At 73.1% G+C, this 24,812-nt stretch carries 21 protein-coding genes; 9 read left to right on the forward strand and 12 right to left on the reverse strand.

Annotated elements, in window-relative coordinates:
* Window positions 1-70: 70 nt before the first annotated feature.
* Window positions 71-2,179: a HelD family protein gene (locus ACFVQ0_RS08080; RefSeq protein WP_390085767.1), complete on the reverse strand. Its 2,109-nt coding sequence runs from the start codon at window positions 2,177-2,179 to the stop codon at window positions 71-73.
* Between the two features lie 422 nt (window positions 2,180-2,601).
* On the opposite strand from ACFVQ0_RS08080, the gene ACFVQ0_RS08085 reads away from it, so the two are divergent.
* Window positions 2,602-2,787, forward strand: a complete 186-nt coding sequence (locus ACFVQ0_RS08085) for a hypothetical protein (RefSeq protein ID WP_390085769.1) — start codon at window positions 2,602-2,604, stop codon at window positions 2,785-2,787.
* Between the two features lie 28 nt (window positions 2,788-2,815).
* Here the strand turns inward: ACFVQ0_RS08085 and ACFVQ0_RS08090 are convergent, their stop codons facing one another.
* Window positions 2,816-4,468, reverse strand: coding sequence for a DNA repair helicase XPB (locus tag ACFVQ0_RS08090; RefSeq protein ID WP_390085771.1), 1,653 nt, complete (start codon window positions 4,466-4,468; stop codon window positions 2,816-2,818).
* 248 nt (window positions 4,469-4,716) lie between these two features.
* On the opposite strand from ACFVQ0_RS08090, the gene ACFVQ0_RS08095 reads away from it, so the two are divergent.
* Window positions 4,717-5,142, forward strand: a complete 426-nt coding sequence (locus ACFVQ0_RS08095; RefSeq protein WP_390085773.1) for a hypothetical protein — start codon at window positions 4,717-4,719, stop codon at window positions 5,140-5,142.
* 4 nt (window positions 5,143-5,146) lie between these two features.
* Window positions 5,147-6,085, forward strand: a complete 939-nt coding sequence (locus tag ACFVQ0_RS08100) for a hypothetical protein (protein WP_390085775.1) — start codon at window positions 5,147-5,149, stop codon at window positions 6,083-6,085.
* A gap of 15 nt (window positions 6,086-6,100) precedes the next feature.
* On the opposite strand, the gene ACFVQ0_RS08105 is transcribed toward ACFVQ0_RS08100, so the two are convergent.
* On the reverse strand, window positions 6,101-8,554 hold the full coding sequence (locus ACFVQ0_RS08105) for a helicase C-terminal domain-containing protein (RefSeq protein WP_390085777.1): 2,454 nt from the start codon (window positions 8,552-8,554) through the stop codon (window positions 6,101-6,103).
* Window positions 8,555-8,630: 76 nt separating this feature from the next.
* Here ACFVQ0_RS08105 and ACFVQ0_RS08110 point away from each other — a divergent pair, with 76 nt between their 5' ends.
* Window positions 8,631-9,731: a hypothetical protein gene (locus tag ACFVQ0_RS08110; RefSeq protein ID WP_390085779.1), complete on the forward strand. Its 1,101-nt coding sequence runs from the start codon at window positions 8,631-8,633 to the stop codon at window positions 9,729-9,731.
* A gap of 269 nt (window positions 9,732-10,000) precedes the next feature.
* Here the strand turns inward: ACFVQ0_RS08110 and ACFVQ0_RS08115 are convergent, their stop codons facing one another.
* From ACFVQ0_RS08115 to ACFVQ0_RS08130, 4 genes are read right to left on the reverse strand one after another with little or no spacing between them, the layout of a single operon-like run.
* A complete protein-coding gene (locus ACFVQ0_RS08115; protein WP_390085781.1) occupies window positions 10,001-10,987 on the reverse strand; it encodes an ABC transporter substrate-binding protein in 987 nt (328 codons plus the stop codon).
* Between the two features lie 44 nt (window positions 10,988-11,031).
* A complete protein-coding gene (locus ACFVQ0_RS08120; protein ID WP_390085783.1) occupies window positions 11,032-11,874 on the reverse strand; it encodes an ABC transporter ATP-binding protein in 843 nt (280 codons plus the stop codon).
* A complete protein-coding gene (locus tag ACFVQ0_RS08125) occupies window positions 11,871-12,941 on the reverse strand; it encodes a FecCD family ABC transporter permease (RefSeq protein WP_390085785.1) in 1,071 nt (356 codons plus the stop codon). Before ACFVQ0_RS08125 ends, ACFVQ0_RS08120 begins: the two co-directional genes overlap by 4 nt.
* Window positions 12,938-13,948: a FecCD family ABC transporter permease gene (locus ACFVQ0_RS08130; RefSeq protein WP_390085787.1), complete on the reverse strand. Its 1,011-nt coding sequence runs from the start codon at window positions 13,946-13,948 to the stop codon at window positions 12,938-12,940. Before ACFVQ0_RS08130 ends, ACFVQ0_RS08125 begins: the two co-directional genes overlap by 4 nt.
* Before the next feature lie 104 nt (window positions 13,949-14,052).
* On the opposite strand from ACFVQ0_RS08130, the gene ACFVQ0_RS08135 reads away from it, so the two are divergent.
* A complete protein-coding gene (locus ACFVQ0_RS08135; RefSeq protein WP_390085790.1) occupies window positions 14,053-14,691 on the forward strand; it encodes an HAD family hydrolase in 639 nt (212 codons plus the stop codon).
* A gap of 7 nt (window positions 14,692-14,698) precedes the next feature.
* Here the strand turns inward: ACFVQ0_RS08135 and ACFVQ0_RS08140 are convergent, their stop codons facing one another.
* On the reverse strand, window positions 14,699-14,923 hold the full coding sequence (locus ACFVQ0_RS08140; RefSeq protein ID WP_390085792.1) for a hypothetical protein: 225 nt from the start codon (window positions 14,921-14,923) through the stop codon (window positions 14,699-14,701).
* A 161-nt stretch (window positions 14,924-15,084) separates the two neighbouring features.
* Between ACFVQ0_RS08140 and ACFVQ0_RS08145 the strand changes: the two genes are divergently transcribed.
* Window positions 15,085-15,468, forward strand: coding sequence for a cold-shock protein (locus ACFVQ0_RS08145; protein ID WP_073732911.1), 384 nt, complete (start codon window positions 15,085-15,087; stop codon window positions 15,466-15,468).
* Window positions 15,469-15,499: 31 nt separating this feature from the next.
* Here the strand turns inward: ACFVQ0_RS08145 and ACFVQ0_RS08150 are convergent, their stop codons facing one another.
* The 4 genes from ACFVQ0_RS08150 to ACFVQ0_RS08165 are packed head-to-tail and all read right to left on the reverse strand — an operon-like array spanning window position 15,500 to window position 19,046.
* Complete coding sequence (locus ACFVQ0_RS08150) at window positions 15,500-16,357, reverse strand: 1,4-dihydroxy-6-naphthoate synthase (RefSeq protein WP_390085795.1); 858 nt, start codon at window positions 16,355-16,357, stop codon at window positions 15,500-15,502.
* Window positions 16,338-17,045, reverse strand: a complete 708-nt coding sequence (locus ACFVQ0_RS08155) for a futalosine hydrolase (RefSeq protein WP_390085797.1) — start codon at window positions 17,043-17,045, stop codon at window positions 16,338-16,340. Before ACFVQ0_RS08155 ends, ACFVQ0_RS08150 begins: the two co-directional genes overlap by 20 nt.
* Window positions 17,046-17,084: 39 nt before the next feature.
* The gene (locus ACFVQ0_RS08160) at window positions 17,085-17,567 is read right to left on the reverse strand and encodes a DUF2771 domain-containing protein (RefSeq protein ID WP_390085799.1); all 483 of its coding nucleotides are present in this window, start codon (window positions 17,565-17,567) and stop codon (window positions 17,085-17,087) included.
* 27 nt (window positions 17,568-17,594) lie between these two features.
* Window positions 17,595-19,046: an MFS transporter gene (locus ACFVQ0_RS08165; RefSeq protein WP_390085801.1), complete on the reverse strand. Its 1,452-nt coding sequence runs from the start codon at window positions 19,044-19,046 to the stop codon at window positions 17,595-17,597.
* 430 nt (window positions 19,047-19,476) lie between these two features.
* Here ACFVQ0_RS08165 and ACFVQ0_RS08170 point away from each other — a divergent pair, with 430 nt between their 5' ends.
* The 3 genes from ACFVQ0_RS08170 (at window position 19,477) to ACFVQ0_RS08180 (ending at window position 24,787) form a co-directional block, all read left to right on the forward strand.
* A complete protein-coding gene (locus ACFVQ0_RS08170) occupies window positions 19,477-20,403 on the forward strand; it encodes a DUF3027 domain-containing protein (RefSeq protein ID WP_390085803.1) in 927 nt (308 codons plus the stop codon).
* A gap of 237 nt (window positions 20,404-20,640) precedes the next feature.
* Window positions 20,641-23,847, forward strand: coding sequence for a sacsin N-terminal ATP-binding-like domain-containing protein (locus ACFVQ0_RS08175; RefSeq protein WP_390085805.1), 3,207 nt, complete (start codon window positions 20,641-20,643; stop codon window positions 23,845-23,847).
* A 196-nt stretch (window positions 23,848-24,043) separates the two neighbouring features.
* The gene (locus ACFVQ0_RS08180) at window positions 24,044-24,787 is read left to right on the forward strand and encodes a calcium-binding protein (protein ID WP_390085807.1); all 744 of its coding nucleotides are present in this window, start codon (window positions 24,044-24,046) and stop codon (window positions 24,785-24,787) included.
* Window positions 24,788-24,812: the final 25 nt, after the last annotated feature.

The raw sequence follows: 24,812 nt of genomic DNA on the forward strand, positions 1-24,812 counted from the left end.
CGCCGGTTGCGTGTTCCCGCGGGCGGGGGCCCGGTCCGTGGCGGGGGCTCCGCCCCCGGGCCCCCGCTGCTCAACCGCCGGAGGGGCTCGAAATGCGGTCCGGGAGCGGCGCCGCGTGGACCACGATCAGGCCCGAGACCGCTCGGGTCAGGGCCACGTACAGGCGGCGCAGCCCCGTCCGCTCGTCGGGTTCGCCGTCGACCACGGCCGCGGGCTCGTCCAGCACCACGTAGTCGTACTCAAGCCCCTTCGCCAGCGACGCCGGGACCAGGGTCAGCCGGGACTCGGCGGTCGTCTCCTCACCGGGCGAGAGGTAGCTGTGGCCCGCCGCCGTCAGGGCGGCCGCCAGCGACGGGATACGGGCGTCGGCGGCGATCAGGCCCGTCGAACCCTCCTGCTCCAGCGACTCCTCGCAGGCCGCGACCACCGCCGCGTCCAGCGCGCCCGCGTCCGGCGCATCCGTATCCGCGGCCTCCGCCCTCCGGACCGACAGCGAACCCGGCGACTCACGCACCGACTCCACCGCCGTCAGGCCGGGCGAGATCACCGGCAGCAGCCGGGACGCGTACGCGATCACCTCGCGCGGCACGCGGAAACCGGCCGTCAGCTCCTCCACCACCGCGTCCGACTTGCCGAGGTGGTACAGCGCCTGCTCCCAGCTCTGCGTCGACCACGGCGTCGTGCCCTGCGCCAGGTCCCCGAGGACGGTGGCGGAACCGGTCGAGCAGCGCCGGCCCACCGCCCGGTACTGCATGGGGGAGAGGTCCTGCGCCTCGTCGATCACCACATGGCCCAGTGAGTGCGTGCGCGCCACCAGGTCGTTCGCCTCGTCGATCAGCACCGCGTCCGCCGCCGACCACTTCGCGGACTTCACGCTGCGGGCAGGCTTGGTCCACAGGATCGTCTTCTGCTCGTCCTCCGTCAGCAGCCCGTCCGCCTGCGCGGCCAGGAACTCCGGGTCGGAGAGCAGCCGCAGCACCAGCTTCGCCGGGTCGACCGCGGGCCAGACCGCCTTCACCGCCGCCTTCACCGCGGGGTTGCGCGCCACCGCGTTCTGCACCCGGTCGTCGGGCGCCTCGCCCGCCTCCTCCATCCGCACCAGCACGGCGTGTGCGATGCGCTGCGGAAGGGCCTCGTGCGCGGCCCCGTACCGCATGTCGCGGGCCAGCAGCTCGTCGACCATCTCCTCGATCTCGTACGCGGGCACCCGCCAGCGCCGCGAACCGCGCACCACCATCACCGGCTCCGTCGGCGGCGTCACGTGCGAACGGATCGCCCGCCGCAGCACCTCCGCCATCCGGGCGTCGCCCTTCACGACGGCGGCCCGCGCCTCGTCCGTACCCCGGACCTCGATGTTCGCCGTCACCAGGTCGTCGACCGTCGCCTGCTTGACCTCCAGCTCACCGAGGGCGGGCAGCACCTGCTCGATGTAGTGGAGGAAGGACCGGTTCGGCCCGATGACCAGCGTCCCGGTGCGGGCCAGCCGGTCCCGGTGCGCGTACAGCAGATACGCGACCCGGTGCAGGCCGACCGCGGTCTTCCCGGTGCCGGGCCCGCCCTGCACGCAGACGGAGCCGCCCAGCTCGCTGCGGACGATCTCGTCCTGCTCCGGCTGGATCGTCGCGACGATGTCACGCATCGGGCCGACGCGCGGCCGCTCGATCTCCGCCTGGAGCAGCTTGCTGGTCTGCGCCGCCTCGGCCGGGTCGGTGAGGTGCTCGTCCTCGTACGCGGTGAGCTCGCCCCCGGTGTAGCCGAAGCGGCGCCGCTGGCCGACGTCGAGCGGGTCGTTGCGGGACGCCCGGTAGAACGGCTGGGAGACCGGCGCCCGCCAGTCGATCACCATCGGGTCGCCGTCGGCGTCGTGGACGTGGCGGCGCCCGATGTAGAACTGCTCGCCCTCCGCGCCCTCGGCCTTGTCCGCGCCGACCACGTGGAGGTAGTCGAGCCGTCCGAAGAAGAGCGGGGTGTGGGAGAGGTCGGCCAGTGACTTGATGCGGTCGGCGATCTGGGCCTGGAGTACCGCGGCGTTCACCCAGTTCGCCGTGACATCGCGGATGTTCAGGGCCTGGGCGTCCTCGCGCATGGCACGCAGCGCGGCGCGCGAGGCCGCCAGATGGGCGCGTTCATGAGCCAGGGGATCGGTGGTGGTGTCGCTTTCGTGTACGTGCGCGGGCACGGTGTTGCCTCCGGCATTCAACGCAGGACGGCGGACCGCTTCCCGTCCCCGGCCGTTCACCGGGGGCGATGCGGTCCGCTCGGGGATCGATCACTGGTACGCACGAGGGCGCGCGTACGGCTGTCGGCCGGTTTCCGTCCGGTCGGCGGCGCTCCCCCGGCTGCCGGCGCGAGCCCTCGCGGGCTGCCGGTACCACGGTGCGGGAGGCGGGCAGACCGGCGATTGTATCGACGGGCCGGGCCGGGCGCGAATGAATAAACCGCGAATGAATAAACGGAGTACGACCACGGGGTACGACCGGGGAGTACGACCGGGGTCCATCCCGTAGGGGACGGCATGGGACCACAGGGGTAGCCGCGGCCCCGGCACCTTCACCCTGCGGGCCGACGACGTCACCGGCCGACCGGAGCACCATGGAATACATGAGTACCGTCACCCTGAACCCACGAAGGACCGGCCCCGCGCACGGCGCGACCGCGGCCACCGGTCACCACCACAGCCACCGGGCCGGGAACGCCCTGCGCGCCGCCGGGATCTTCGTACGGGCCGCGTTCGGCGTCGCCGTCCTCGGTGAGTACGCGGAGGAGGCGGGGGTCCGGCGCCGCTGACCGCCCGCCCCCGCCGACCGCCCGCCCCTCAGCTGTCCCGGTCGTCCGTCAGCAGCTCGTCCGCGTCGACGATCCGGTACGCGTAGCCCTGCTCGGCCAGGAAGCGCTGGCGGTGGGCCGCGAAGTCCTGGTCGATCGTGTCGCGGGCGACCACCGAGTAGAACCGCGCCTCGTGCCCGTCCGCCTTCGGCCGCAGCACCCGGCCGAGCCGCTGGGCCTCCTCCTGGCGCGAGCCGAACGTGCCGGACACCTGGATCGCGACGGTGGCCTCCGGCAGGTCGATGGAGAAGTTCGCCACCTTCGACACGACGAGCACACTGATCTCGCCCTCCCGGAACGCGCCGAACAGCTTCTCCCGCTGGGCGTTGCTCGTCTCGCCCTTGATCACCGGGGCGTTCAGATGCTCACCCAGCTCGTCGAGCTGGTCGATGTACTGCCCGATGACCAGGGTCTGCTCGCCCTTGTGCTTGCGCACCAGCGCCTCGGTGACCTTCCGCTTGGTGGCGGTCGTGGCGCAGTAGCGGTACTTCTCCTCGGCCTCCGCGGTCGCGTACGCGAGCCGCTCGCTGTCCGTCAGATTGACCCGTACCTCGACACAGTCGGCCGGGGCGATGTAGCCCTGCGCCTCGATCTCCTTCCACGGGGCGTCGAACCGCTTGGGCCCGATCAGCGAGAAGACGTCCGACTCGCGGCCGTCCTCCCGCACCAGCGTGGCCGTGAGCCCCAGTCGGCGCCGCGCCTGGAGATCGGCGGTGAACTTGAAGACCGGCGCGGGCAGCAGGTGCACCTCGTCGTAGATCACCAGACCCCAGTCCCGGGAGTCGAACAGCTCCAGGTGCGCGTAGACGCCCTTGCGACGGGTCGTGAGCACCTGGTACGTGGCGATGGTGACGGGCCGGATCTCCTTGCGGGTGCCGCTGTACTCGCCGATCTCCTCCTCGGTCAGCGACGTCCGCTTCACCAGCTCGTGCTTCCACTGCCGCGCGGAGACGGTGTTGGTGACCAGGATCAGCGTGGTCGCCTTCGCCTGCGCCATCGCACCCGCGCCCACCAGCGTCTTCCCGGCCCCGCAGGGCAGCACGACCACACCGGAACCGCCGTGCCAGAACCCCTCGACCGCCTGCTGCTGGTACGGCCGCAGCGCCCAGCCGTTCTCGTCCAGGTCGATCGGGTGCGCCTCGCCGTCCACGTAACCGGCGAGGTCCTCGGCGGGCCAGCCCAGCTTCAGCAGCGTCTGCTTGACCTGCCCGCGCTCCGAGGGGTGCACGGCCACGGTGTCGGGGTCGATCCGGGCGCCGACCAGCGGCTGGACCTTCTTCGACCGGAGGATCTCCTCCAGCACCGGCCGGTCGGTGGAGGTCAGCACCAGTCCGTGGACCGGGTGCTTGGAGAGCGTGAGGCGGCCGTACCGGCCCATCGTCTCCGCGATGTCGACGAGCAGCGCGTGCGGTACGGGGTAGCGGGAGTACTTCACCAGCGCGTCGACGACCTGCTCGGCGTCGTGCCCCGCGGCCCGCGCGTTCCACAGCCCGAGCGGGGTCAGCCGGTAGGTGTGGATGTGCTCGGGCGCGCGCTCCAGCTCGGCGAAGGGGGCGATCACCCGGCGGCAGGCGTCGGCCTGCTCGTGGTCGACTTCGAGGAGCAGCGTCTTGTCGCTCTGGACGATGAGGGGTCCGGTCACGCGCTTCGGCCCTTTCTACGGCGGGGTGGCCGTGGACCGGCCAAACGTCCAGTGTGCCGTACGCGGTCGCGGGATGCGGCGGGTGCGGGCGCCCCGGCCCTGACCAGGCATGCTCACGGCCCGTCAGGAAACGGGCCGCGTGGACACCGTGCGCACATGCTCAGTAACTCCTCAAATCGCGGGACGCCTCACCGTCGCGGGCGATATACACGTTTCTCCGGTCGCACAGCGAAGGCAGGAGTAGGGCCATGGACTTGGAACTCGCGGCACTGGCCGGTCAGGCCGCTTCGACGGTGGTCAACGGAATGGCGACGACCGGATGGGAACAGGTTCAGCGGGCGGTGGGCGAGCTGTGGCGCCGGGCGCAGCCCGGTGGGGCGGACGGAGTGGTCGGGGATCTGAACCACGTGCGTGACGAGGTGCTCGCCGCCCGCCGGAGCAGGAACGGCGGTGCGGAGGAGGCGCTCGTCTCCGAATGGCAGCTGCGCCTGCGCCGGCTGCTGGCCGACCACCCGGAGCTGGTGCCCGCGACGGAGCAGCTGATCAACGAGGTGCGGGCGGCCGGCCGGCCGAAGGACTTCCGGGCCCACCACATCACCATGGAGGCGCACGCGTCGGACAACGGCCAGATCACCATGGCGGGGCATGACGTCAACATCACCAGGCGCAGGTGACGGTTTGAGCTACTCCCGAGGGAACCCGGGCCGATTCGACGACGACGATGACTACTACGGCGGCGACGACGAAGACGACTACGGCGACGGCGGGACCGGCGGGACCCGGATCAACGCGCGGGCGTCCGGGCGGGGCCGGGTCACGGTCGCCGGCCGCGACATCACCAGCAGCTACTTCATCAGCGTCTCGTCGGCGGTGCTCGCCGGACTGGTGGGCCTCGCCGTGCTGCTCGCCGTGTGGAAGCCGTGGCATCAGGTGGAGCCGGACGACGGCGGAAAGTCCGAGACCAGCGTGGACGCTCCGGTGAAGCCCATACCCCACCCGGATCCGCCGACGGACGACGAGGAGGAGGACAAGAAGCCGGACACCGGACAGACCACCCCCGCCCCCGACGGCACCCCCACCACGCCCGCCCCCTCGACTCCCGCTCCCTCGACCCCCGCCCCGCCGGACCCGGTGGACGTGGCGTTCGCGTCCGTCCACGTCGGGACCTGCCTCAACGTGTACGACGAGGGCTGGGGCAAGCTGAACCGGGACCGGCCGGCCGCGGTGGACTGCGGTGCCAGCTTCGCGTTCTCGAAGGTGACGATGGTGACGACGTACGCCTCGGGCTGCCCCGAGGGCGGCGGCCAGCACGGCTGGGGCCATGTGAACGACGACGGCTCGTCGATCGCGCTCTGCCTGGACCGCGTGTTCGTCACGGGTCAGTGCTTTCCCGCCGTGCTGACCAAACAGGCCGACGGCTCGGTCAAGGGCACCGCGCGGCTGTTCAGCGTCTGGGGCTGCGACCGGACACAGGTCCCCAAGGGGCAGAACGCGATCATGGGGATCACGGCGCTGGTGAACGGCGGCAGCTGCCCCCAGCGGACCGACCGCCGGACGCTGTCCTGGACGGTCTTCAACGGATCGGCCAAGGTCTGCGCCGTGCAGGTGCAGCACTGACCGTGCCGGTGGCGACTACGCCGTCTGGTCGTCCGCCAGTTCCGCGACGCCCGTGATGCGGTGCAGCGGGTACGTGCGGACCTCGTCGGCCGTGTGGTCGTACGCCGTGACGTAGCCGCCCTCGACGCGGACCGGGGCGATGACGCGCTGGCTGGCGGCGCCCTCCGCGTTGACGTAGCCGATCCAGATCGCGGAGCCCGTCATCGCGGCCGCCTGGACCGTCACCAGGGTCTCTGCCGACGTCGTACGGGGCAGTGTGCCCCCGGGCGCGGCGGGGCCGGTGTCCTTGTGGACGACGGTGGCGGCCGTGTCACCGGCCCGGATCGCCCGGACCGCCGCGCCCAGCAGCGCGGGCTCCGGAAGCGGCGGGCCCTCGGGGACCGGGGCGGGGGCCGACCGGGGCGGGGTGCGGCGGGCGCCCGCGCGGGTGATCAGGACGTCGCCGTCGGCGGACTCCGCGGCGGGCGCGTAGCCGAGCTCGCGCAGCCCGTCCAGGAGCGAGACCGGGTCGATCTGGGCGGCGAGGGCCGTCGGGGCGAGGCGGCGCAGCCGCAGGGTGGCCGAGCGCTTGTCGGCGAGGATCTCGTTGAGGACGGACTCGTCGTCGCAGCGCACGTACGAGGACGCGGCGCCGATCCGCAGGTGGCCGTGGCGGCGGGCGACGTCGTCGATGAGGTAGCTGAGCGGCTGCGGTACCGGCGTACGGCTGTGCGCGGCGAGGAACGCGTGCAGGTCGGCGGCGGACTGCCCGGCGTCCAGGGCGCGCCGTACGGACCCGGGCGTGAACCGGTAGACCGTCGCGCCGCCCTTCGACTCGATGTCCGCGAGCGCGGCGAGCATGTCCGCCAGCGGGCGTTCCAGCGGGCCGGGGGCCACGGCGGTCAGGTCGGCCTGGAGCAGGACGTGGTCCAGGGGCTCCGGGAGGAGCGGGGCGAGCCCGGCGGCGGCCTCGGCGGGTCCGGCCGTCAGCAGGGCGCGGGTCTGCGAGGCGAGGGCGCCGCGGCCGGTGATGCCGAGGAGCTCGGACTCGTTCAGCGTCCACAGCGCGATCCGGGACCGCAGGTCCGTGGTGTCCCCGGCGGAGGTGGAGGCGCCGCGCAGCGGGCGTTCCCAGCGGAGCCGGGCGAGCAGCGTCTCCGGTTCCGGGGCGGTGCCCGGGGGCAGCGCGTCGAGCAGGGCCAGCACCCGGTGGCGGACCTCGGGGGCGGCGGAGCGGTCCAGTCCGGGGCCGAGGGTGGACAGGGCGCGGCCCTTGGCGTCCTGGCCGCCCACCAGGCCCGGGGTGCGGGTGGCGGCGAGCCAGGCGGTGGCGAGCCGCACCCAGCGGTCCTCGGCCGGGAGCTCGGTCCAGTCGTCGTACGCGGGGGTCGGCGCGTACCGCTCGTCGGTCTCGCCGTCGGAGGCCAGCAGCCCGGCCGCGTAGGCCAGTTCGATCCAGAACGCGGCGACGGGCTCCGACACGTCCAGCACCGTCGCGGTCTTCTTCAGCTCGCGGACGCTGAGCCCGCCGGCCCGCAGTATGGCGGGGCCGCCGCCGTTCCAGCTCTTCAGGAGCTCCTCGACGGTGGTCACCGACAGGAACGCCTGACCGGCCGCCGCGCTGTCCACAGCCTGTGGATCGCGTTCGGCGGCGGTCGCCACGACGGGCGGCAGCGGCTCCGGCACCCGGTGGGCGCGCCCGGCCCGCAGGTGCAGGGCGGCCTCGCGCGGCAGCACCACGGTGCGGGTCGACACCGGCAGCAGCAGCCCCCGGTCGCGCAGCCACTTCACGGGCGGCGTCGGATTCGGGGTCACCTCCCCGTACGGCGGGCCCCAGACCAGCCGGTCCAGCACCGACAGGGCCTCCACGGGGGCGGTGTCCAGCAGTTCGCCCATCCGGGCCCGGTCGGTGAAGAGCGCGGACAGCGAGGTCACCGCGGACACCGGGTCGTAGGTGGCGGGCAGCCCGGCCGCGGCCAGGATCTCCTGGAGCCGGCCCGGCGACATGCCGGCGGTGGCCTCGGAGACGGTCGGGCCGAGACCGGTGGGGGAGGGGTGCTGCGGCGAGGGCGCGAGGAGCTCCCGGGCGGTCCGCACCAGGTGCAGCCGTTCGTCCTCGCCCCAGACGAGAGCCTGTTCGCGCAGCGTGTCCAGGGCGCCCGGCAGCGCGTCCACGATGGCCGCGCCCGCGTCACCGCGGAGCTCGCCGTCGTCCCGGCCGTCGCCGGTGAGCAGCCCCAGCAGGGTGTCGTACGGTGCCGGATCGGGTGCTACCGCGAGTGCTTCCGCGGTCTGCAGGGCGAACCGGTCGAGGTGTTCCAGGGCGCGGACGACGGAGGCACGGGTGCCCGCCCGGGTCGCGAGCTGGGTGATGTCGTTCGGCACGGGGCTGAGGAGGTCGGGCCGGGCGCGCAGCAGCCCGGCCAATGACTCGTCGTCCCGGGCGCGCAGAGCCTCGGCCAGCGTCCGCGGTGGTGTGGTCATCCCCATCCGTCCCACGGTAGTCGCTCCGGACGGGCCCGAGGGCGCTACCGTCGGTGCAGGGCGGTCAGAGGGGAACCATCGCGTGGGGATCGAGAGCGATCAGCTGGTCTACGACTACCTCAGCCGGGTCGGGGACATGGCACAGCAGCAACAGCTGTCCTCGGGCACCCGGATGAGGCTGGTGTCTGCGCTGCGGGGCGAGATCGACCGGCAGCGGGTGAAGCAGGCGGCGGACACGCCCGCGGCGGTGCGCCGCATCATCGGGAAGCTCGGCACACCGGACGAACTGGTCGCCGCGGCGGCCTCGTCCGCCGACGGATCGGTACGGCTGCCGCAGTCACCGGAGGCGACGGCGGGCCCCGCGAAGGCGCCCGGGGTCCCCCGCCCGCGCAGACCGAAGCTCCGCAAGGACAGTCGCGGAGGCGGCCGGAAAGACAGTTCGCCCAAGGGCGCGTCGGAGCCGCCGGAGGCTCCCGCGGCGCCACCGGCCGGGGGTACGCCGTCCTCCCCGCACCGGGCCGGCACGGACGAGCTGGGTCCGTCCGGCAGCGAGGTGGACTGGTGGCGCGTCGAACCGGGCCCCTTCGGTGAGTCCGGCGAGTTCGGCGCGGGCACCGAAGTGGCGGGGTTCCGCGGCGGGGTGGAGATCCCGGCGGTGCTGCGCCCGCCGGTCGCGGACGACGAGGACGACGACGAGGCCGGGTACGACGACGGCGACGGGGAGTTCGAGGCGGAGGAGGCGGAGGAGGAGCGCGAGGAGGCGCGGCCCGCGCCCCGGCGGCGGTTGCTGCCCAGGAGGCGCGTCCGGGACGGGGTGCCCCGACGCGGCTTCTCGCACCCGGTCCTGCTGCTCGCCGCCGCCCTGCTGGCGGCCGGCGCGGTGATGGACGCCCCGCAGGCACTGCTGCCCCTGGCGGGCGGCTGGGCCCTCGCGTACACATCCCGCAAGCTGTCCCGCGCGGAGGCGAAGTGGGTGGTGATGGGGCTGCCCGGACTGGTCGCGGCGGGCGCTCTCGTCTGGCTGTGGGGCCGGATGGACGGCCGGTGGGGCGCGTCCATCGGCGACGGGCAGATGGCCCCCGCGATCGGCGAGACCTGGCCGTGGGTGGTGCGGGGCGCGGCCGTGGCCTCGGCGCTCTACCTGGTGTGGCGGGCACGGGGCCCCCGCCCGGGGGGCCGCTGAGGCATCCCGGGGCGCGGGGTGCGCCTGTCCGGTGGGTGGGGGGCGGTGCCCCTCCGGGGAGACTCCTCGGAAATGGCGTGTTCACCCGGGACCGAGAGGGACCCGGGTCGTACGCCATTCCCTGCGGGGACTCCCCTGCACGTCCCCACCCCAGGCCCAGTCGCGTCTGCACACCGGCACACCTGCTGTCGCAGACGCACGGCAGGCGCCCTGCGGGGCACCCGCACAAACAAGCCCGTCCGGCGATTGAGGACGGAACCCTCAGGCCGTCAGCCCGTCATCTTCGTCCGGAACTCGTCGAGGATCTGGTCGGCCGCGGTGTAGCCGATGCCCGCGATCCAGAGCCGGTCGTCGACCTTGAAGACCTTCCCGTCCTTGGAGGCCTTCAGGTTCTTCCACAGCCCGCTCTTCATGGTCCGGGTCGTGCCCGCCTTGTCCGGGTCGCCGTACGTCGACGTGAAGACGGCGTCCGCGTCGGCGAGGTCGATCTTCTCGGGCGACACGTCGTACGAGAAGCCGTCCTTGGCCTTGTCCGTGATGGCGGGGCGGCCCATGCCGATGTCGGCGAGGATCGAGCCGATGTAGTTCTGCTTGCCGTAGATGCGGATGTCCGCGCCCTCGACGAACCGTACGAAGTTGACGTCGGTGGCCGCCGCCTTCTTCTTGCCGCCGACCGCCGCTGTCACCTTCGCGACGTGGGCGTCGTACGCGGCGACGACCTTCTTCGCCTCCGCCTGCTTGCCGAGCGCCTCGGCGTGGACCTCGAAGTTGTTCTTCCAGTCCGAGCCGGTGGACTCCGTCATCACGGTCGGGGCGATCGCGCTGAGCTGCTTGTAGCGGTCGCCGTCGCGGACCTTGCTGGTGAGGATCAGGTCCGGCTTCAGCGAGGCGACGGCCTCCATGTTGGGGTTGGCGATCTCACCGACCTCCTTGATGCCCTTGGTCTTCGCCGCCGGCAGGTAGGCGGGGAAGCCGTCCTCGGTCGCCGAGTGCGTCCCGCCGACGGGCTCCACGCCGAGGGTGAGCGCGGAGTCCAGCTCACCGGTGTCCAGGACCACCACGCGCTGGGGGTGCGCCGGGACCTTCACGTCGCCCATCGCCGTCTTGACGGTGCGCGTGCCGCCGCCCGCAGAGGAACCGCCGTCGCCCTTGGCGCCGGAGTCGGAGTCGGAGGAGCCGCAGGCGGAGAGTGCGAGTGCGCCGGTCAGGGCGAGTGCGCCGAGGGTGAGGCCACGGCGGCGGACGGAGGGGGCCATGGATTGCCTTTCGTGGAGGGTGCGGTGGTGGGCGGAGTCCGGGTTCAGGACGCGTGCGCGGGCTGCCAGGGCGCTCCCGGCACGACGAGCGGCGAACCCGTCACCGGGTCCGGCACGATCACCGCGTCCAGACCGAAGACCTCGCGGACGAGCTCCGCGGTGACGACGTCCTCCGGGCGGCCCTCCGCGACGATCCGGCCCGCCTTCATGGCGACCAGGTGGTCGGCGTAACGGGCGGCCTGGTTGAGGTCGTGGAGCACGGTCACCACGGTCCGGCCCCGGGTGCCGTCGGCCGCCGGGGCGGCGAGCCGGCGCACCAGGTCGAGGACCTCCACCTGGTGGGCGATGTCGAGGTACGTGGTCGGCTCGTCGAGCAGCAGCAGATCGGTCTCCTGGGCGAGCGCCATCGCGATCCACACCCGCTGGCGCTGCCCGCCGGACAGCTCGTCCACCGAGCGGGGGCCGAGCGCGGTGATGTCGGTGCGCTCCATGGCGTCCGTCACCGCCCGCTCGTCCTCCTGGGACCACTGCTGCCACCAGTGCTGGTGGGGCTGGCGGCCTCGGGCCACCAGGTCGGAGACGGTGATCGCCTCCGGGGCCACCGGGGTCTGCGGGAGCAGCCCGATCGACTGGGCGATCTTCTTCGTGGGGATCTTCGACAGCTCGGTGCCGTCCAACAGCACCGCCCCGCCGCGCGGCTTGAGGAGCCGGCCGAGCGCGCGCAGCGTCGTCGACTTGCCGCAGGCGTTCGGCCCGACGATGACGGTGACCCGGCCGTCGGGCACGGCGAGGTCGAGCTCGTGGACGACGGTGCGGTCCTCGTACGCGAGGGTCAGGCCGGCCACCGTCAGCCGGCTGGTCACCGCGTCCTGCTGGGTCGTGGTCATGCGTTGCCTCCCCTGCGGCCACCGTGACCGCGGATGATCAGCCAGATCAGATACGGGGCGCCGACCGCCGCCGTCAGGACGCCCACCGGCAGTTCGGTGGGGGAGAAGAGCCTGCGGGCCAGCAGATCCGCGAAGACGACGATGACGGCGCCGAGCAGCGCGGAGCAGAACAGCGGGATCTGCGCGGTGCGGGTCATCCGGCGGGCGATCTGCGGGGCGAGCAGGGCGACGAAGTCGACCGGCCCGGCCGTCCCCGTCGCCACCGACGCCAGGATCACGCCGAGTGCGACGAGCCCGAGCCGTACCCGGCCGAGGCGTACCCCGAGCGCGGTCGCCGTGTCGTCGTCCATGGTCACGGTGCGCTGCGCGCGGGCCGCCCACAGGACGGCGGGCAGCAGGATCAGCAGCGTCCAGCCGATGGGGGCGGCCTCGTCGTAGCCGCGGCCGTTGAGCGAGCCGGTCATCCAGATCTGCGCCTGCTGGGCGACGAGGTAGTCGCCCTTGGTCAGGAACAGGGTGGTGACGGACCGCAGCGCGATGGCGAAGCCGATGCCGATGAGCACGAACCGGGTGGCGTGCAGCCCGCCGCGCCACGCGAAGGCGTAGACGAGCGCGGCGGCGGCGACCCCGCCGATCACCGACAGGTAGGGCAGGACGGTGTACGAGGTGATGCCGAACGTCATCGCGCCGACCGTGAGCGCGCTCGCGCCCTGGCTGATGCCGATGATGTCCGGGCTCGCGAGGGGGTTGCGGGCGACGGTCTGGATCAGCGCGCCGGCGATCCCGAAGGCGAGGCCGACGAGCAGCCCGACGACCATGCGGGGCAGCCGCAGCGTGCCGACGACGAGTTCGTCGGCGGAGGGCTTCCCCAGGATCACCTTCAGGACCTCGCCGGGCGCGACGAAGCTCTCGCCGACGCAGAGGTACGCGACGCAGACGACGGCCAGCAGGACGACGAGCGAGACGGCGACGACGGCGGCCCTGCGGTGCAGCAGGAACCGTCCGCGCGCCCCGACCTTGAGGACGCTGTACCCGGCGGGCCGTACGGCGGCCGTGGTGGCGCTCACGCGGGCACCGCCTTCCGGCGCACCAGCGTGACCAGGAACGGCACTCCGATGAGCGCCGTCATGACCCCGGCGGGGACCTCGCTCGGCGGGAAGACGATCCGGCCGATCACATCGGAGACGAGCAGCATCACGGGTCCGATCAGGGCGGCCATCGGGAGCACCCAGCGGTGGTCGCTGCCGACGACGGCGCGGGCGATGTGCGGGACGGCGAGGCCGATGAACGCGATCGGCCCGGCCGCCGCGACGCCGACGCCGGTGAGCACGGTGGCCCCGATGCCGCCGACGATCCGTACGGTCGCGATCTTCTGCCCGAGCCCCTTCGCCATGTCCTCGCCGAGCGCGAGCGCGTCGAGGCCTCGGGCGACGGAGAGCACCAGCACGGTCCCCACCAGGAGGAACGGCCAGATCTGCTGCGCCACCTGGGCCTCGCGCCCGGCGATCGAGCCGACCTGCCAGAACCGGAACTCGTCCAGCGCGGACGCCTTCGTCGTCAGCACGGCCATGGTCACGGAGACGAGCAGCGCGTTGATCGCGGCGCCGCCGAGCGCGAGTTTCACCGGGGTGGCGCCGCCGCGTCCGCTGGAGGCGATGGCGTACACCGCGACGGAGGCGATCGCCGCCCCCGCGAAGGCGAACCAGACGTACCCGGTGAGCGTGTGGACGCCCGCGTACGCGATGGCCAGCACCACTCCGACGGAGGCGCCCTGGCTGATGCCGAGGATGCCGGGGTCGGCGATGGGGTTACGGGTGATGCCCTGGAGCACCGTGCCGGCGAGGGCGAGGGCGGCGCCGACCATCAGCCCGATGAGGGTGCGGGGCACCCGCATGTTCCGGATGACCTCGGCGGCGTCGGAGTGCCCGCCGTGCAGCAGAGCGTCCAGTACGGCGGACGGGGCGATGGAGCGCGCCCCCACGGCGAGGCTGAGCAGTACGGCGACCAGCAGCGCCAGGACGGCCGCCGCCGTCATGAGAGCGCGTCTGGAGCGGCGTGGTGCGGCGGCTGGCATCGGACCCAATCGAAAAGCGAAGCAAAGTAAGGCTTGGCTAAGTCTAAGCATCGCCTCCGGGCGCCCTTCCGGGGGTGCACCGGGTCGCGGACGCGCTCGGCACAATGGAGGCCATGGCATCGCACGCGCTGATGGTCGGCTTCGACCTGGACATGACGCTCATCGACTCCCGGCCCGGCATCAAGGCCTGCTACCTGGCTCTTTCCGCCGAGACGGGGGCGGTGATCGACGCCGATCTCGTGGTCAGCCGGCTGGGACCGCCGCTGGAGGACGAGCTGGCGAACTGGTTCCCGGCGGCTCAGGTGCCCGAGATGGTCGGCCGCTACCGTGAGATCTATCCCACATACGCGATCGCCTCTTCGCCCGCCATGCCCGGCGCGTGCGAGTCGGTCGAGGCGATCCGCGAGCTGGGCGGCCGCGCGATGGTCGTCACCGCCAAGTACGAGCCGAGCGCGAAGCTGCACCTGACCCACGTGGGCATCGAGCCCGACGTGCTCACCGGCGGCCTGTGGGCCGAGGCGAAGGCGGAGGCCCTGCGCGAGCACCGGGCGGGCGTCTACGTGGGCGACCACACGGGCGACGTGCGCGGCGCCCGTGCCGCGGGCGCCCTGTCGGTCGGCGTGACGACGGGCCCGTGCGACGCGGACGAGCTCCGCGCGGCCGGCGCGGACGTGGTCCTGTCGTCGCTGACGGAGTTCCCGGCCTGGCTGACCGCGTACGCGGCGAACGGGTACGCGGCGTAGGGAAGCCCTACCGCCGCGGTGCCCCCGCCCGTGCCGAGCGGACGACGCCCGCCGCGGCGACCAGGAAGCCGACGCCCATCAGCATGCAGACCGCGTACGCGATGGACGGGAACGGCTCGGTGCCGAGGAACAGGGGGGCCATCGTGACCAGGGTCGCCAGCGCGCCGACGAAGAAGATGATCGCGCCGAGCCGGACCAGCAGGTCGCCCGCGCCAGAAGGGGAAGTACTCACCCCGTCAGAGTAGTTCTTTCAGGACACCAGTCCGGATGACCTGCCTTGACGAGGGGTACTTCACCTGTGGAGGCTTCTGCCAGCAGGGGGAGCGCGACCACTGGACGGCCTGACCTGCTGAGGCTTTGTTCCGGCATACGGGTTGAGATGGGGTGCGTGCTTTGCCGACTGGCAAGGTCAAGTGGTTCAACAGCGAGAAGGGCTTCGGCTTCCTCTCCCGCGATGACGGCAGTGACGTCTTCGTGCACTCGTCGGTGCTCCCCACCGGAGTCGACGCGCTCAAGCCCGGTCAGCGCGTCGAGTTCGGCGTGGTCGCCGGGCAACGTGGTGACCAGGCGCTTTCCGTGGCCATCCTCGACCCCACGCCGTCCGTCGCGGCCGCCCAGCGCCGCAAGCCGGACGAGCTGGCGTCGATCGTGCAGGACCTGACGACCGTGCTGGAGAACATCACGCCGATGCTGGAGCGCGGACGTTACCCCGACAAGGCCGCCGGGGCGAAGATCGCCGGGCTGCTGCGGGCGGTCGCGGACCAGCTCGACGTGTGACGCGACGCGGCGTGACGTACGGGCCCCGGCCTCAGGGGTAGGACAGCGCGTCCGGTCCGAGGGGCGGTACCAGCCCCTCGGCCGCGGCGCGGGTCAGCAGGCCGCGGATCGCCGCGTAGCCGTCCTCGCCGAGGTCCGCGGTGAACTCGTTCACGTACAGGCCGATGTGCTGGTCCGCGACCGCCGGGTCCATCTCCTGGGCGTGTTCCTGGACGTACGGGCGCGAGGCCCGCGGGTCGTCCCACGCCATCCGTACCGACGCGCGCACCGACTCCGCGAGCAGCTTCAGCGTCTCCTCGCCCAGCGAGCGCTTCGCGATGATCGCGCCGAGCGGGATCGGCAGGCCGGTCGTGTCCTCCCAGTGGCGGCCCATGTCGGCCAGGTTGTGCAGACCGTAGTTCTGGTACGTGAAGCGCGCCTCGTGGATGACGAGACCGGCGTCGACCTTGCCGTCCCGTACCGCCGGCATGATCTCGTCGAACGGCATGACGACGATCTCGCCCACGCCGCCCGGCACCGCCTCCGCGGCCCAGAGCCGGAACAGCAGATACGCGGTGGAGCGCTCGCTCGGTACGGCGACGGTCTTCCCCGTCAGGTCCGTGCCCGGCTCCCGCGTCAGGACGAGCGGCCCGCAGCCCCGTCCCAGCGCGCCGCCGCACGGCAGCAGCGCGTACTCGTCGAGGACCCAGGGCAGCACCGCGTACGAGACCTTCAGGACGTCCAGCTCGCCGCGCTCCGCCATGCCGTTGGTGATGTCGATGTCCGCGAAGGTGACATCGAGGGCGGGCGCGTCCGGGACCCGGCCGTGTGCCCAGGCGTCGAAGACGAACGTGTCGTTCGGGCACGGCGAGAAGGCGATGCGCAGCGGGTCAGGAGTGGTCGCGGTCATGGTGGGTCGTCCAGCCTTCCAGTACGGGTATGAGCTCGCCGAACGCGTCGCTGAGCGCGGCCAGCGCGTCCCCGATGCGCCAGGCGTCGCGGTCGCGGGGGCCGACGGCGTTCGAGACGGCTCTGATCTCCAGGACGGGCAGGCCGAGCCTGTCCGCCGCCTCCGCGACCCCGAAGCCCTCCATCGCCTCGGCGACGGCGCCGGGGTGCGCGGCGAGGAGGGCGGCGGCGCGCTCCGCGCTGCCGGTCACGGTGGAGACGGTGAGGATGTCGCCGGTCACCGCGTGGGTCGCGGCGGTCACCGCGCGGACCAGGGAGCGGGGCGGGAAGTGCCAGACCCGGCCGAAGCCGAGGTCGGTGACCGGCACGAAGCCCGCGGGGGTCTCGGCGCCCAGGTCGGCCGCTCCGATGCGGCCGGCCACGACGAGCGAGCCGACCGGGGCGAGGCCGCTGAAGCCGCCGCCGATGCCCGCGGAGATCACCAGGTCATAGCGGTCGGAGGCCAGGGCGAACGCGGCGGAGGCCGCCGCCGCGGCCGGTCCCGCGCCGCCCGCGAGCACGTCGAAGGGGCCCGCGCGGTGGATCTCCGCGCCCGGCACCCGGCGCACCGGCACCTCGGAGCCGTCCCCGAACGCACGCGTGACCGCGTCCCGTTCCACCGGGACTGCGGTCACGACGAGCACGCGCACGGGAGGGGCCTCCGAGGAAGCGACAGAAGGAGGGGGCGGTCAGCTGGTCTTCTTGAGCTCGAAGTGCCAGATGCCCAGCAGCTCCTTGCCCTTCGTCTCCACGATGCTGACCTGCGTCTTGTCCGCGGTGGCCTCGCCCGTCTGGCTGGCGAAGAAGGCGCTGCCGGGGATCGACCGGTAGGTCTTCTTGAACGGCTCCTGCTCGGCCTGCTGGCCGTTGATGAAGAGCGTCCAGCCGTTGTCCGAGACCGACGGGTCCACACCGAAGTGGACCTTGTCGTCCATGGCGACCTTGACGGTCTTGTCGGCCTTCTTGTTGAGGCAGCCCTTGATGTCGGCTTCCTTGAGGGCCTTGCCGTCGTTGTAGCAGGACGCCTCGGTGTGCACCGAGTTGTCGCCGACCGTCACGGTGGCGAGTGGCGTCGGCTTGTCGCAGGCGGAGAGGACAAGGAGTCCCGCGGACACGGCACCAAGAGCGACGCCGATTCGACGGCCCTTACCGGAGAAGAACGCAACGGTCATGGGCCGAAGGCTATCGGTCGCTCCGGCTCATGCCACGCGGGGGTGCGGCGAGCCGCGCCGCGCGGCTCCCAGCAGCCCCCGTACGGAGGCCGCCGCGCCGAGCGCGAGGATGCCCGCGGCGACCGCCATGCCCAGTACGCCGTTGAGGGGGAGCGAGATCCCGATCGCGCCGCCCACCACCCACGCCATCTGGAGCAGCGTCTCCGAGCGGGCGAAGGCCGAGGTGCGCACCTCCTCCGGTACGTCGCGCTGGATCATCGCGTCCAGCGACAGCTTCGACAGGGCCTGGGTGAAGCCCGCCATGGCCGCGAGCGCGGCGACCATGACCGTGCTGAAGAAGGCCGCGGCCAGTACGGCGACGCCCAGCGCCAGGCCCAGCACGGAGGCGATGATGATCTCCGGGCCGCGGGCCCTGAGCCAGGAGCCGACCGCCGTGCCCAGCGCGTTGCCCGTCCCGGCCGCCACGCCGACGATGCCGAGCGAGATCGCGGCGCTCTGCCCGGACAGCGGCTGCTCGCGCAGCAGGAACGCGAGGAAGAAGATCAGGAAGCCGGACAGCGCGCGGTGCGCGGCGTTGGCCTGGAGCCCGTGCAGGACGGACGGGCCGACCGAGCGCAGCCCCGGCCGCTTCTCGCCGTTCCTCGCCCCGAACCTGCTTTTCCTCCCGGCCCCGGGCGTGGCGTCCTTGCGGAGCGGCTCCGGGCGGAGCCGTTCGGGCCGGACGGTGCCGTCCTCGTCGTGCGGGTGCACCAGGCGCGCCTTGCGTTCGCCCTTCGCCGAGTCCACCTTGGGCGGCAGGGTGAAGGCGAGGATCGCGCCGCCGACGAAGATCGCGGACGCGCCGTAGAGCGGCCACGGCGGGCCGATCGTCTGGAGCCCCGCCCCGATCGGAGCGGCCGCACCCGTCGCCAGGAGACCGGCGAGGGTCACCCGTGAGTTCGCCTTCACCAGCGAGAAGCGCGGTGGCAGCAGGCGCGGTACGACGGCGCTGCGCACGACCCCGTACGCCTTCGAGCAGACCAGGACGCCCAGGGCCGCCGGATACAGCTCCAGGCCGCCGGTGGCGACCGCGCCCGACATGGTGAGCGCCAGCAGCGCACGGGCCAGCATGGAGCCGGCCATCGCCGCGCGGCGGCCGTGCGGCAGGTGGTCCAGGAGCGGGCCGATGACGGGGGCCAGGACGATGAACGGCGCCATGGTGACGGCGAGGTACAGCGCGACCCGGCCGCGCGCCTGGTCCGTCGGTACGGAGAAGAACACCGTGGACGCCAGTGCGACGGTGATCATCACGTCACCCGCGCCGTTCACCGCGTGCAGCTCGATCAGCTTGCCGAGACCGGATTCCCCCGCCCCGTGGGCGTGTGTCGCCTTCCGGATGGACCGGGCCGTCCCGGTGAACGGGGAGCGCAGGGCATGACCGAGTGTCCGGCCCGTCCTGCGGAGCGGGCCGGGTCCGTCGTGCGACCTGGCAGAAGCCACTTGGTCATACTGCCCCAGGACCAGTCGTCACGAACCGGGACAGGCGCGGGACGCGGCGCGCGACGCCCCGTCGGGTCAGTGAGTGGCCAGGTCGCAGCGGGTGCGGGGCCGGTTGATACGGGCGGATACGGATGGCCGGACAGTGCCCTTTACACGGGACACGGCACCGGATACGGCGTCGTTTGGGACGGGCAGGTGGGCGGGAAGCGGCGGAGAGGGTAGCGTGCGTAGCGCGCCACCGGCGGTTGTTCTTGGCCGCGCGCCTCTCGGCGATCCCGCAGAATGGGTTGCAGAAGGTGCGCCCGAGGCAGGCACAACGGGTGTGGACGTCGACGCGGCCCCCAGGTCCGCTCCGCCCGCAACCGAATGGCCGAAATCGATGGATGTGCTGGCGCGCTCGTGAGACTGGCGTAGGAGAGAAGCGAGACCTGTGAGTGCTGCGACGACGAGAAGCCGTACGGCCCGTACCCCTGTTCCCGACCGTTTGTGCGCCGAGGCCGTAGACCTCGCCCGCGCGGCGGCCGAGGAGGCAGCCGCGCCAGGGGTCGTGGGTGAGCATGTGGCCGTGGTCTCCGAGGGGGACCGCGTCGTCACGCACTACTTCGAGTGCAAGGACCCGGCCTACCGGGGCTGGCGCTGGGCGGTGACGGTCGCCAGGGCCTCCCGGGCGAAGAACGTCACGCTGGACGAAACGGTGCTGCTGCCGGGCGGCGACGCGCTGCTCGCTCCGGAGTGGGTGCCGTGGAGCGAGCGGCTGCGGCCGGGCGACATGGGGCCGGGCGATCTGCTGCCCACGGAGGCGGACGATCTGCGGCTGGAGCCGGGTTACACCGGTGAGGACGAGCCGCCGCCCAACTCTCCGGTCTCCGGTGAGCTGGCCGAGCTCGTCGAGTCGGAGGACGCGGAGCTGACGACGCGCCCGGGGACCCCGCGACGGGGTTCGATCGCGTCCGTCGCGGACGAGCTCGGGATGCGGCGTGCGCGGGTGCTGTCGCGGTACGGGCTGTACGCGGCGGCCGACCGCTGGGACGAGGGGTTCGGCGCGAAGACGCCGATGGCCCAGGCGGCTCCTGCCACCTGTGTGTCCTGTGCCTTCCTGGTGCCGCTGGCGGGTTCGCTGAAACAGGCCTTCGGGGTGTGCGCGAACGAGTTCGGTCCGGCGGACGGGCATGTGGTGTCCCTGTCGTACGGCTGCGGTGGGCATTCGGAGGCCGCGGTGATGCCGAAGCCGCCGAAGCCGGCGCCGCATGCGCTGGACACGATGCGGGTGGACGAGTATCCGCTGCGTCCCGCGCGGGATTCCGGCTCGGTCCCGGCGGAGCCGGACGCGCCCTCTGAGGACCTCGGCCACTCGTAGGCGGTGGCCTGGGGTGCGGCTCCCCGCGGGTGCGGGCTGCCCCGGCGAACCGGTTCCGTCCTCAATCGCCGGACGGGCTTGATCTGCTCGCCGCACACCCCAGCCCGTCCGCGTGGGGGCGGTGGCGGGTGGCCTCTTCCAGCCCGTCCGGTGAACGCACCCCCGGGGACCCGGTAGCTTCGGGCGCACACTTGGCGGCACGGGGACCGGTAACCGGAAGAGGGAGTCAGCGTGAGCATGAATGCGACCGAGGGGGCCGACCCGTTCGGCACCGCACGGCTGCGACGCCGCGTGCTCGACGCCTGGGGCGCCGGCCCCGCCCGCTTCCGGGAGGACGCCAACGCCGAGGAGGACCTCGCGCTCGGCGGCTACCGTGACCGCCTCGTCGTCGAGCTGGCCCAGAACGCCGCCGACGCCGCCGCCCGCGCCCGGGTCCCCGGCCGTCTGCGGCTCACCCTGCACCCGGCGACCGCGACCGCCCCGGCGGTCCTCGCCGCCGCGAACACCGGCGCGCCGCTGGACGCCACCGGGGTGGAGTCGCTGTCCACGCTGCGGGCGTCCGCCAAGCGCGAGGGCCATGAGGGGGCCGTCGGCAGGTTCGGCGTCGGGTTCGCCGCCGTGCTCGCGGTGAGCGACGAGCCCGCCGTCATCGGCCGGCACGGCGGCGTGCGCTGGTCCCTGGCCGAGGCCCGAGACCTCGCCCGGGACGCCGCCGTCGGCAGCCCCGGACTGGGCGACGAGCTGCGCCGCCGCGACGGACACGTACCCCTGCTCCGCCTCCCGCTGCCCGCGGAGGGCATCGCCCCGGACGGCTACGACACCGTCGTCGTCCTGCCGCTGCGCGACGGCGTCGCGGAGGACCTGGTCGGCCGGCTGCTCGCCGCCGTGGACGACGCGCTGCTGCTCACGCTGAGCGGACTCGACGAGATCGTCATCGAAACCCCGGACGCCGTAAGGACGTTGAGCCGCTCCCAGCACGGCCCGTACATCCACGTCGACGACTCGGCGCACGGTACGAACCGCTGGCGCACCGTCGCCCGGCACGGCCCCGTCGAGCCGGACCTGCTCGTCGGCCGCCCGCTGGAGGAACGGCTGCGCCCGCACTGGTCGGTGACCTGGGCCGTCCCGGTGGACGCGGAGGGCGCCCCGGTCCGCCCCCGTACCGCACCCGTCGTGCACGCGCCGACGCCCACCGACGAACCGCTCGGCGTACCCGCGCTGCTCATCGCGTCGCTGCCGCTCGACACCACCCGCCGCCACCCCGCGCCGGGCCCGCTCACCGACTTCCTGGTGGAGCGCGCGGCCGACGCGTACGCCGAGCTGCTCGCCGACTGGCAGCCGGTCTCCACCGCCACCATCGCGCTCGTGCCCGGACCGCTCGGCAAGGGCGAGCTGGACGGCGCGCTGCGCGCCGCGATCCTGGAGCGGCTGCCCCGCGTCGCGTTCCTGGAGCCCGCCGCGCCGCGCGACCCCGCGGCCGAGCCCGACCGCTGGGACAGCTGGGACGCCGGGACCGACGAGGGCCGCAAGGCCACCACCGCGCTGCGGCCGCTGGAGGCCGAGGTGCTGGAGGGTGTCGGCGCCGGGACCGTCGCGGTGCTGGCGGAGGTGCTGCCCTGCCTGCTGCCCGCCGGTCTGGAGCGCCGCGTCGAACTGCGCACGCTCGGCGTCGCCCGGGTGCCGCTGACCGAGGCGATCGACCGGCTGGCCGGTCTGGAGCGCGACCCGGGCTGGTGGCGGCGGCTGTACGACAGCCTGGCCGGTGTCGACCCGGACCGGCTCTCCGGGCTGCCCGTGCCGCTCGCCGGTACGGACTCCCGGGGCGGGGACCCCGACGCCCCGGCCGTTCCCCGCACCACCATCGGCCCCCGGCAGATCCTGCTGCCGCTCCCGGACGCGCTGACCGGGCCTGTCCTGGACCGGCTCGCCCGGCTCGGGCTGAAGGTCGCCCACCCGGACGCCGCGCACCCGCTCCTGGAGAAGCTGGGCGCCCTGCCCGCCACCCCGCGCGCCGTGCTGACGACCCCGCAGGTGCGGGCCGCCGTCGCCGGTTCGCTGGACGCGGGCGAGATCTGGGACGAGGACGCGCTGGACGGCGACGAGCTGGTGGACACCGTCCTCACACTCGTCCGGGACGCGGACCTGGTGCCCGGCGACGAGCCCTGGCTCGGCGCGCTGGCCCTGCCCGACGAGGACGGCGAGCCCGCCCCGGCCGGTGAACTCGTGCTGCCCGGCAGCCCGTTCGCCGCCGTCATGCGCGAGGGCGAACTCGCCCTGTGCGACGAGGAGCTGGCGGAGCGCTGGGGCGAGCAGCCGCTCACCGCCTGCGGGGTGCTGGCCACGTTCGCACTGGTGCGGGCCACCGATGTGGTGCTGGACCCGGACGAACTGGAGCCCCGAGAGGGCGATTTCGCGGAGTCCGACGACGCCGGGCTGCTCGACGCCGTGGACGTCTGGTGCGAGGACATCCTGGACCAGCTCCCGGACACCGTGGTGCCGCCCGTCGCCACCGAACTCGTCGCCGTCCGCGACCTCGACCTGGTCGACGACGACGCCTGGCCGCAGGCGCTCGCGATGCTGGCCCGCCCCCCGCTGCGCGACGCCCTGACCCAGCCGGTGCGGGTGCTCCTCCCGGACGGCACCACGCAGTCCGTGCGCCCGTACACCGCCTGGTGGCTGCGCGACCATCCGGTGCTGGACGGCCGCCGCCCGGCGGGCCTGCGCGCCGACGGGGGCGATCCCCGGCTGGCGGGCCTGTACGACCCCGCCGACGCCACCGGCTTCGACGACGCCCAGGTGCTGCGCGCCCTCGGGGTGCGGACCTCGGTCGCCGCCCTGCTGGACGAGCCCGGCGGTGCGGCCGAACTCCTCGGCCGGCTCGCGGACGGGGACCGCCCGGTCGGCCCCGTACAACTGCACTCCCTGTACACCGCCCTGGCCGAGCTGGACCCGGAGCAGGTCACGCTGCCGGACGAGTTGCGGGCCGTGGTCGACGGCGAGGTGCGGGTGGTCGACGCGGCGGACGCGGTGATCGCGGACGCGCCCGATCTGCTCCCGTTGACCGGGGGGATGCCGCTGCTGCCGGTCGCCCCGGCGAACGCGGCGGAGCTGGCCGAGCTGTTCCAGGTGCGGCGGCTCGGCGAGAGCGTCGAGGCGGAGGTGACGTCCGAGGGCGCGGAGCACCAGGTTCCGGAGTCGGTGCGGGTTCTGCTCGGGCGGGGCACGCCGGACACGTACGTCGAGCACGGCGAACTGCGCGCGGGCGGCGTCGAACTGGACTGGCGGCGCACCCCGGACGGCACCGTGCACGCCGCCACCCTGGAGGGCGTCGCGGCGGGGCTCGCCTGGGCGGCGGGCCAGTGGCCGCGCCGCTTCGAGGTCGCGGCGCTGCTGGAGGACCCGTCCCGCACCGGGGAACTGGCCCGCGACCGCTGGTTCGACTGACGGACCCGGCCCCCGACCCCGGCCCGACCCCCGCCCAAGGTCCGCTATTTCGGGCGCCTTCGCAGAATCTTCATATTCGCAGGCAACCCTTCACATGTGTCGACTGTCTGGTCTGTTGAGCCACTCCGGCTCGACAGACCGATCGGCCCTGCCGGTGCGCTCGCGCACCAGGGGCCCCTTTCCCACAGGGAAAAACATGCGCATGCGTACCTCTGCGACCGTCGCCGTCGGTGCTCTGGGCCTGCTGGCCCTCGCCGTACCGGCTGCCCAGGCCAACGGCCACTACGGCGACACCGCCATCACCAAGGTGACGGTCAACGGTGGCAAGAACGTGGTGGTCGGCACCAGCGCCGTCAAGAAGTTCACCGTCGCGGTGACCGGCAAGGACAACTCCGGCATCAAGGGGATGGACATAGAGCTGGTGGGCCCCGGGTTCGGCTACCTGACGCCGGACAGCACCAAGTGCTCCGGGAGCACCTGCACCGCCACGTTCACCGTCGCCCCCAAGGTCGACCTGCCGTACTCCAACGACGTGGCCGGTACCTGGTACGTCGACGCGTGGGTGGACGCCAAGGACGGCGACTACAACTGGAAGGAGAAGGCCGGCTCCTTCAAGTTCCAGCGGGCGGCCACGCAGACCGTCGACGCCGCCCCCGAGCCGGTGAAGAAGGGCAAGACGATCACGGTCACCGGCAAGCTGGCGCGCGCCAACTGGGACGACTTCAAGTACCACGGCTACACCAAGCAGCCGGTCAAGCTGCAGTTCCTCAAGAAGGGCGCCAAGTCCTGGAGCACGGTGAAGACCGTCACGACGAGCAGCACCGGCACCCTGAAGACCACGGTCAAGGCCTCGGTCGACGGCTACTGGCGCTACAGCTTCGCCGGTACGGCCTCCACCCCGGCGGTCAACTCCACGGGTGACTTCGTCGACGTGAAGTAGCCGGACCTCCGGTCTTACGGGCCGC

Source organism: Streptomyces sp. NPDC057900 (genome assembly GCF_042887885.1).
Classification (GTDB): Bacteria; Actinomycetota; Actinomycetes; order Streptomycetales; family Streptomycetaceae; genus Streptomyces.

Excerpts from the sequence above, each read along its gene's own strand:
- ACFVQ0_RS08160 (WP_390085799.1), bottom strand. The coding sequence starts at position 17,567 with ATGACCGTTGCGTTCTTCTCCGGTAAGGGCCGTCGAATCGGCGTCGCT.
- ACFVQ0_RS08180 (WP_390085807.1), top strand. The coding sequence starts at position 24,044 with ATGCGCATGCGTACCTCTGCGACCGTCGCCGTCGGTGCTCTGGGCCTG.
- ACFVQ0_RS08135 (WP_390085790.1), top strand. The coding sequence starts at position 14,053 with ATGGAGGCCATGGCATCGCACGCGCTGATGGTCGGCTTCGACCTGGAC.
- ACFVQ0_RS08150 (WP_390085795.1), bottom strand. The coding sequence starts at position 16,357 with ATGACCGCGACCACTCCTGACCCGCTGCGCATCGCCTTCTCGCCGTGC.
- ACFVQ0_RS08175 (WP_390085805.1), top strand. The coding sequence starts at position 20,641 with ATGAATGCGACCGAGGGGGCCGACCCGTTCGGCACCGCACGGCTGCGA.
- ACFVQ0_RS08105 (WP_390085777.1), bottom strand. The coding sequence starts at position 8,554 with ATGGGGATGACCACACCACCGCGGACGCTGGCCGAGGCTCTGCGCGCC.
- ACFVQ0_RS08115 (WP_390085781.1), bottom strand. The coding sequence starts at position 10,987 with ATGGCCCCCTCCGTCCGCCGCCGTGGCCTCACCCTCGGCGCACTCGCC.
- ACFVQ0_RS08085 (WP_390085769.1), top strand. The coding sequence starts at position 2,602 with ATGAGTACCGTCACCCTGAACCCACGAAGGACCGGCCCCGCGCACGGC.
- ACFVQ0_RS08120 (WP_390085783.1), bottom strand. The coding sequence starts at position 11,874 with ATGACCACGACCCAGCAGGACGCGGTGACCAGCCGGCTGACGGTGGCC.
- ACFVQ0_RS08095 (WP_390085773.1), top strand. The coding sequence starts at position 4,717 with ATGGACTTGGAACTCGCGGCACTGGCCGGTCAGGCCGCTTCGACGGTG.
- ACFVQ0_RS08130 (WP_390085787.1), bottom strand. The coding sequence starts at position 13,948 with ATGCCAGCCGCCGCACCACGCCGCTCCAGACGCGCTCTCATGACGGCG.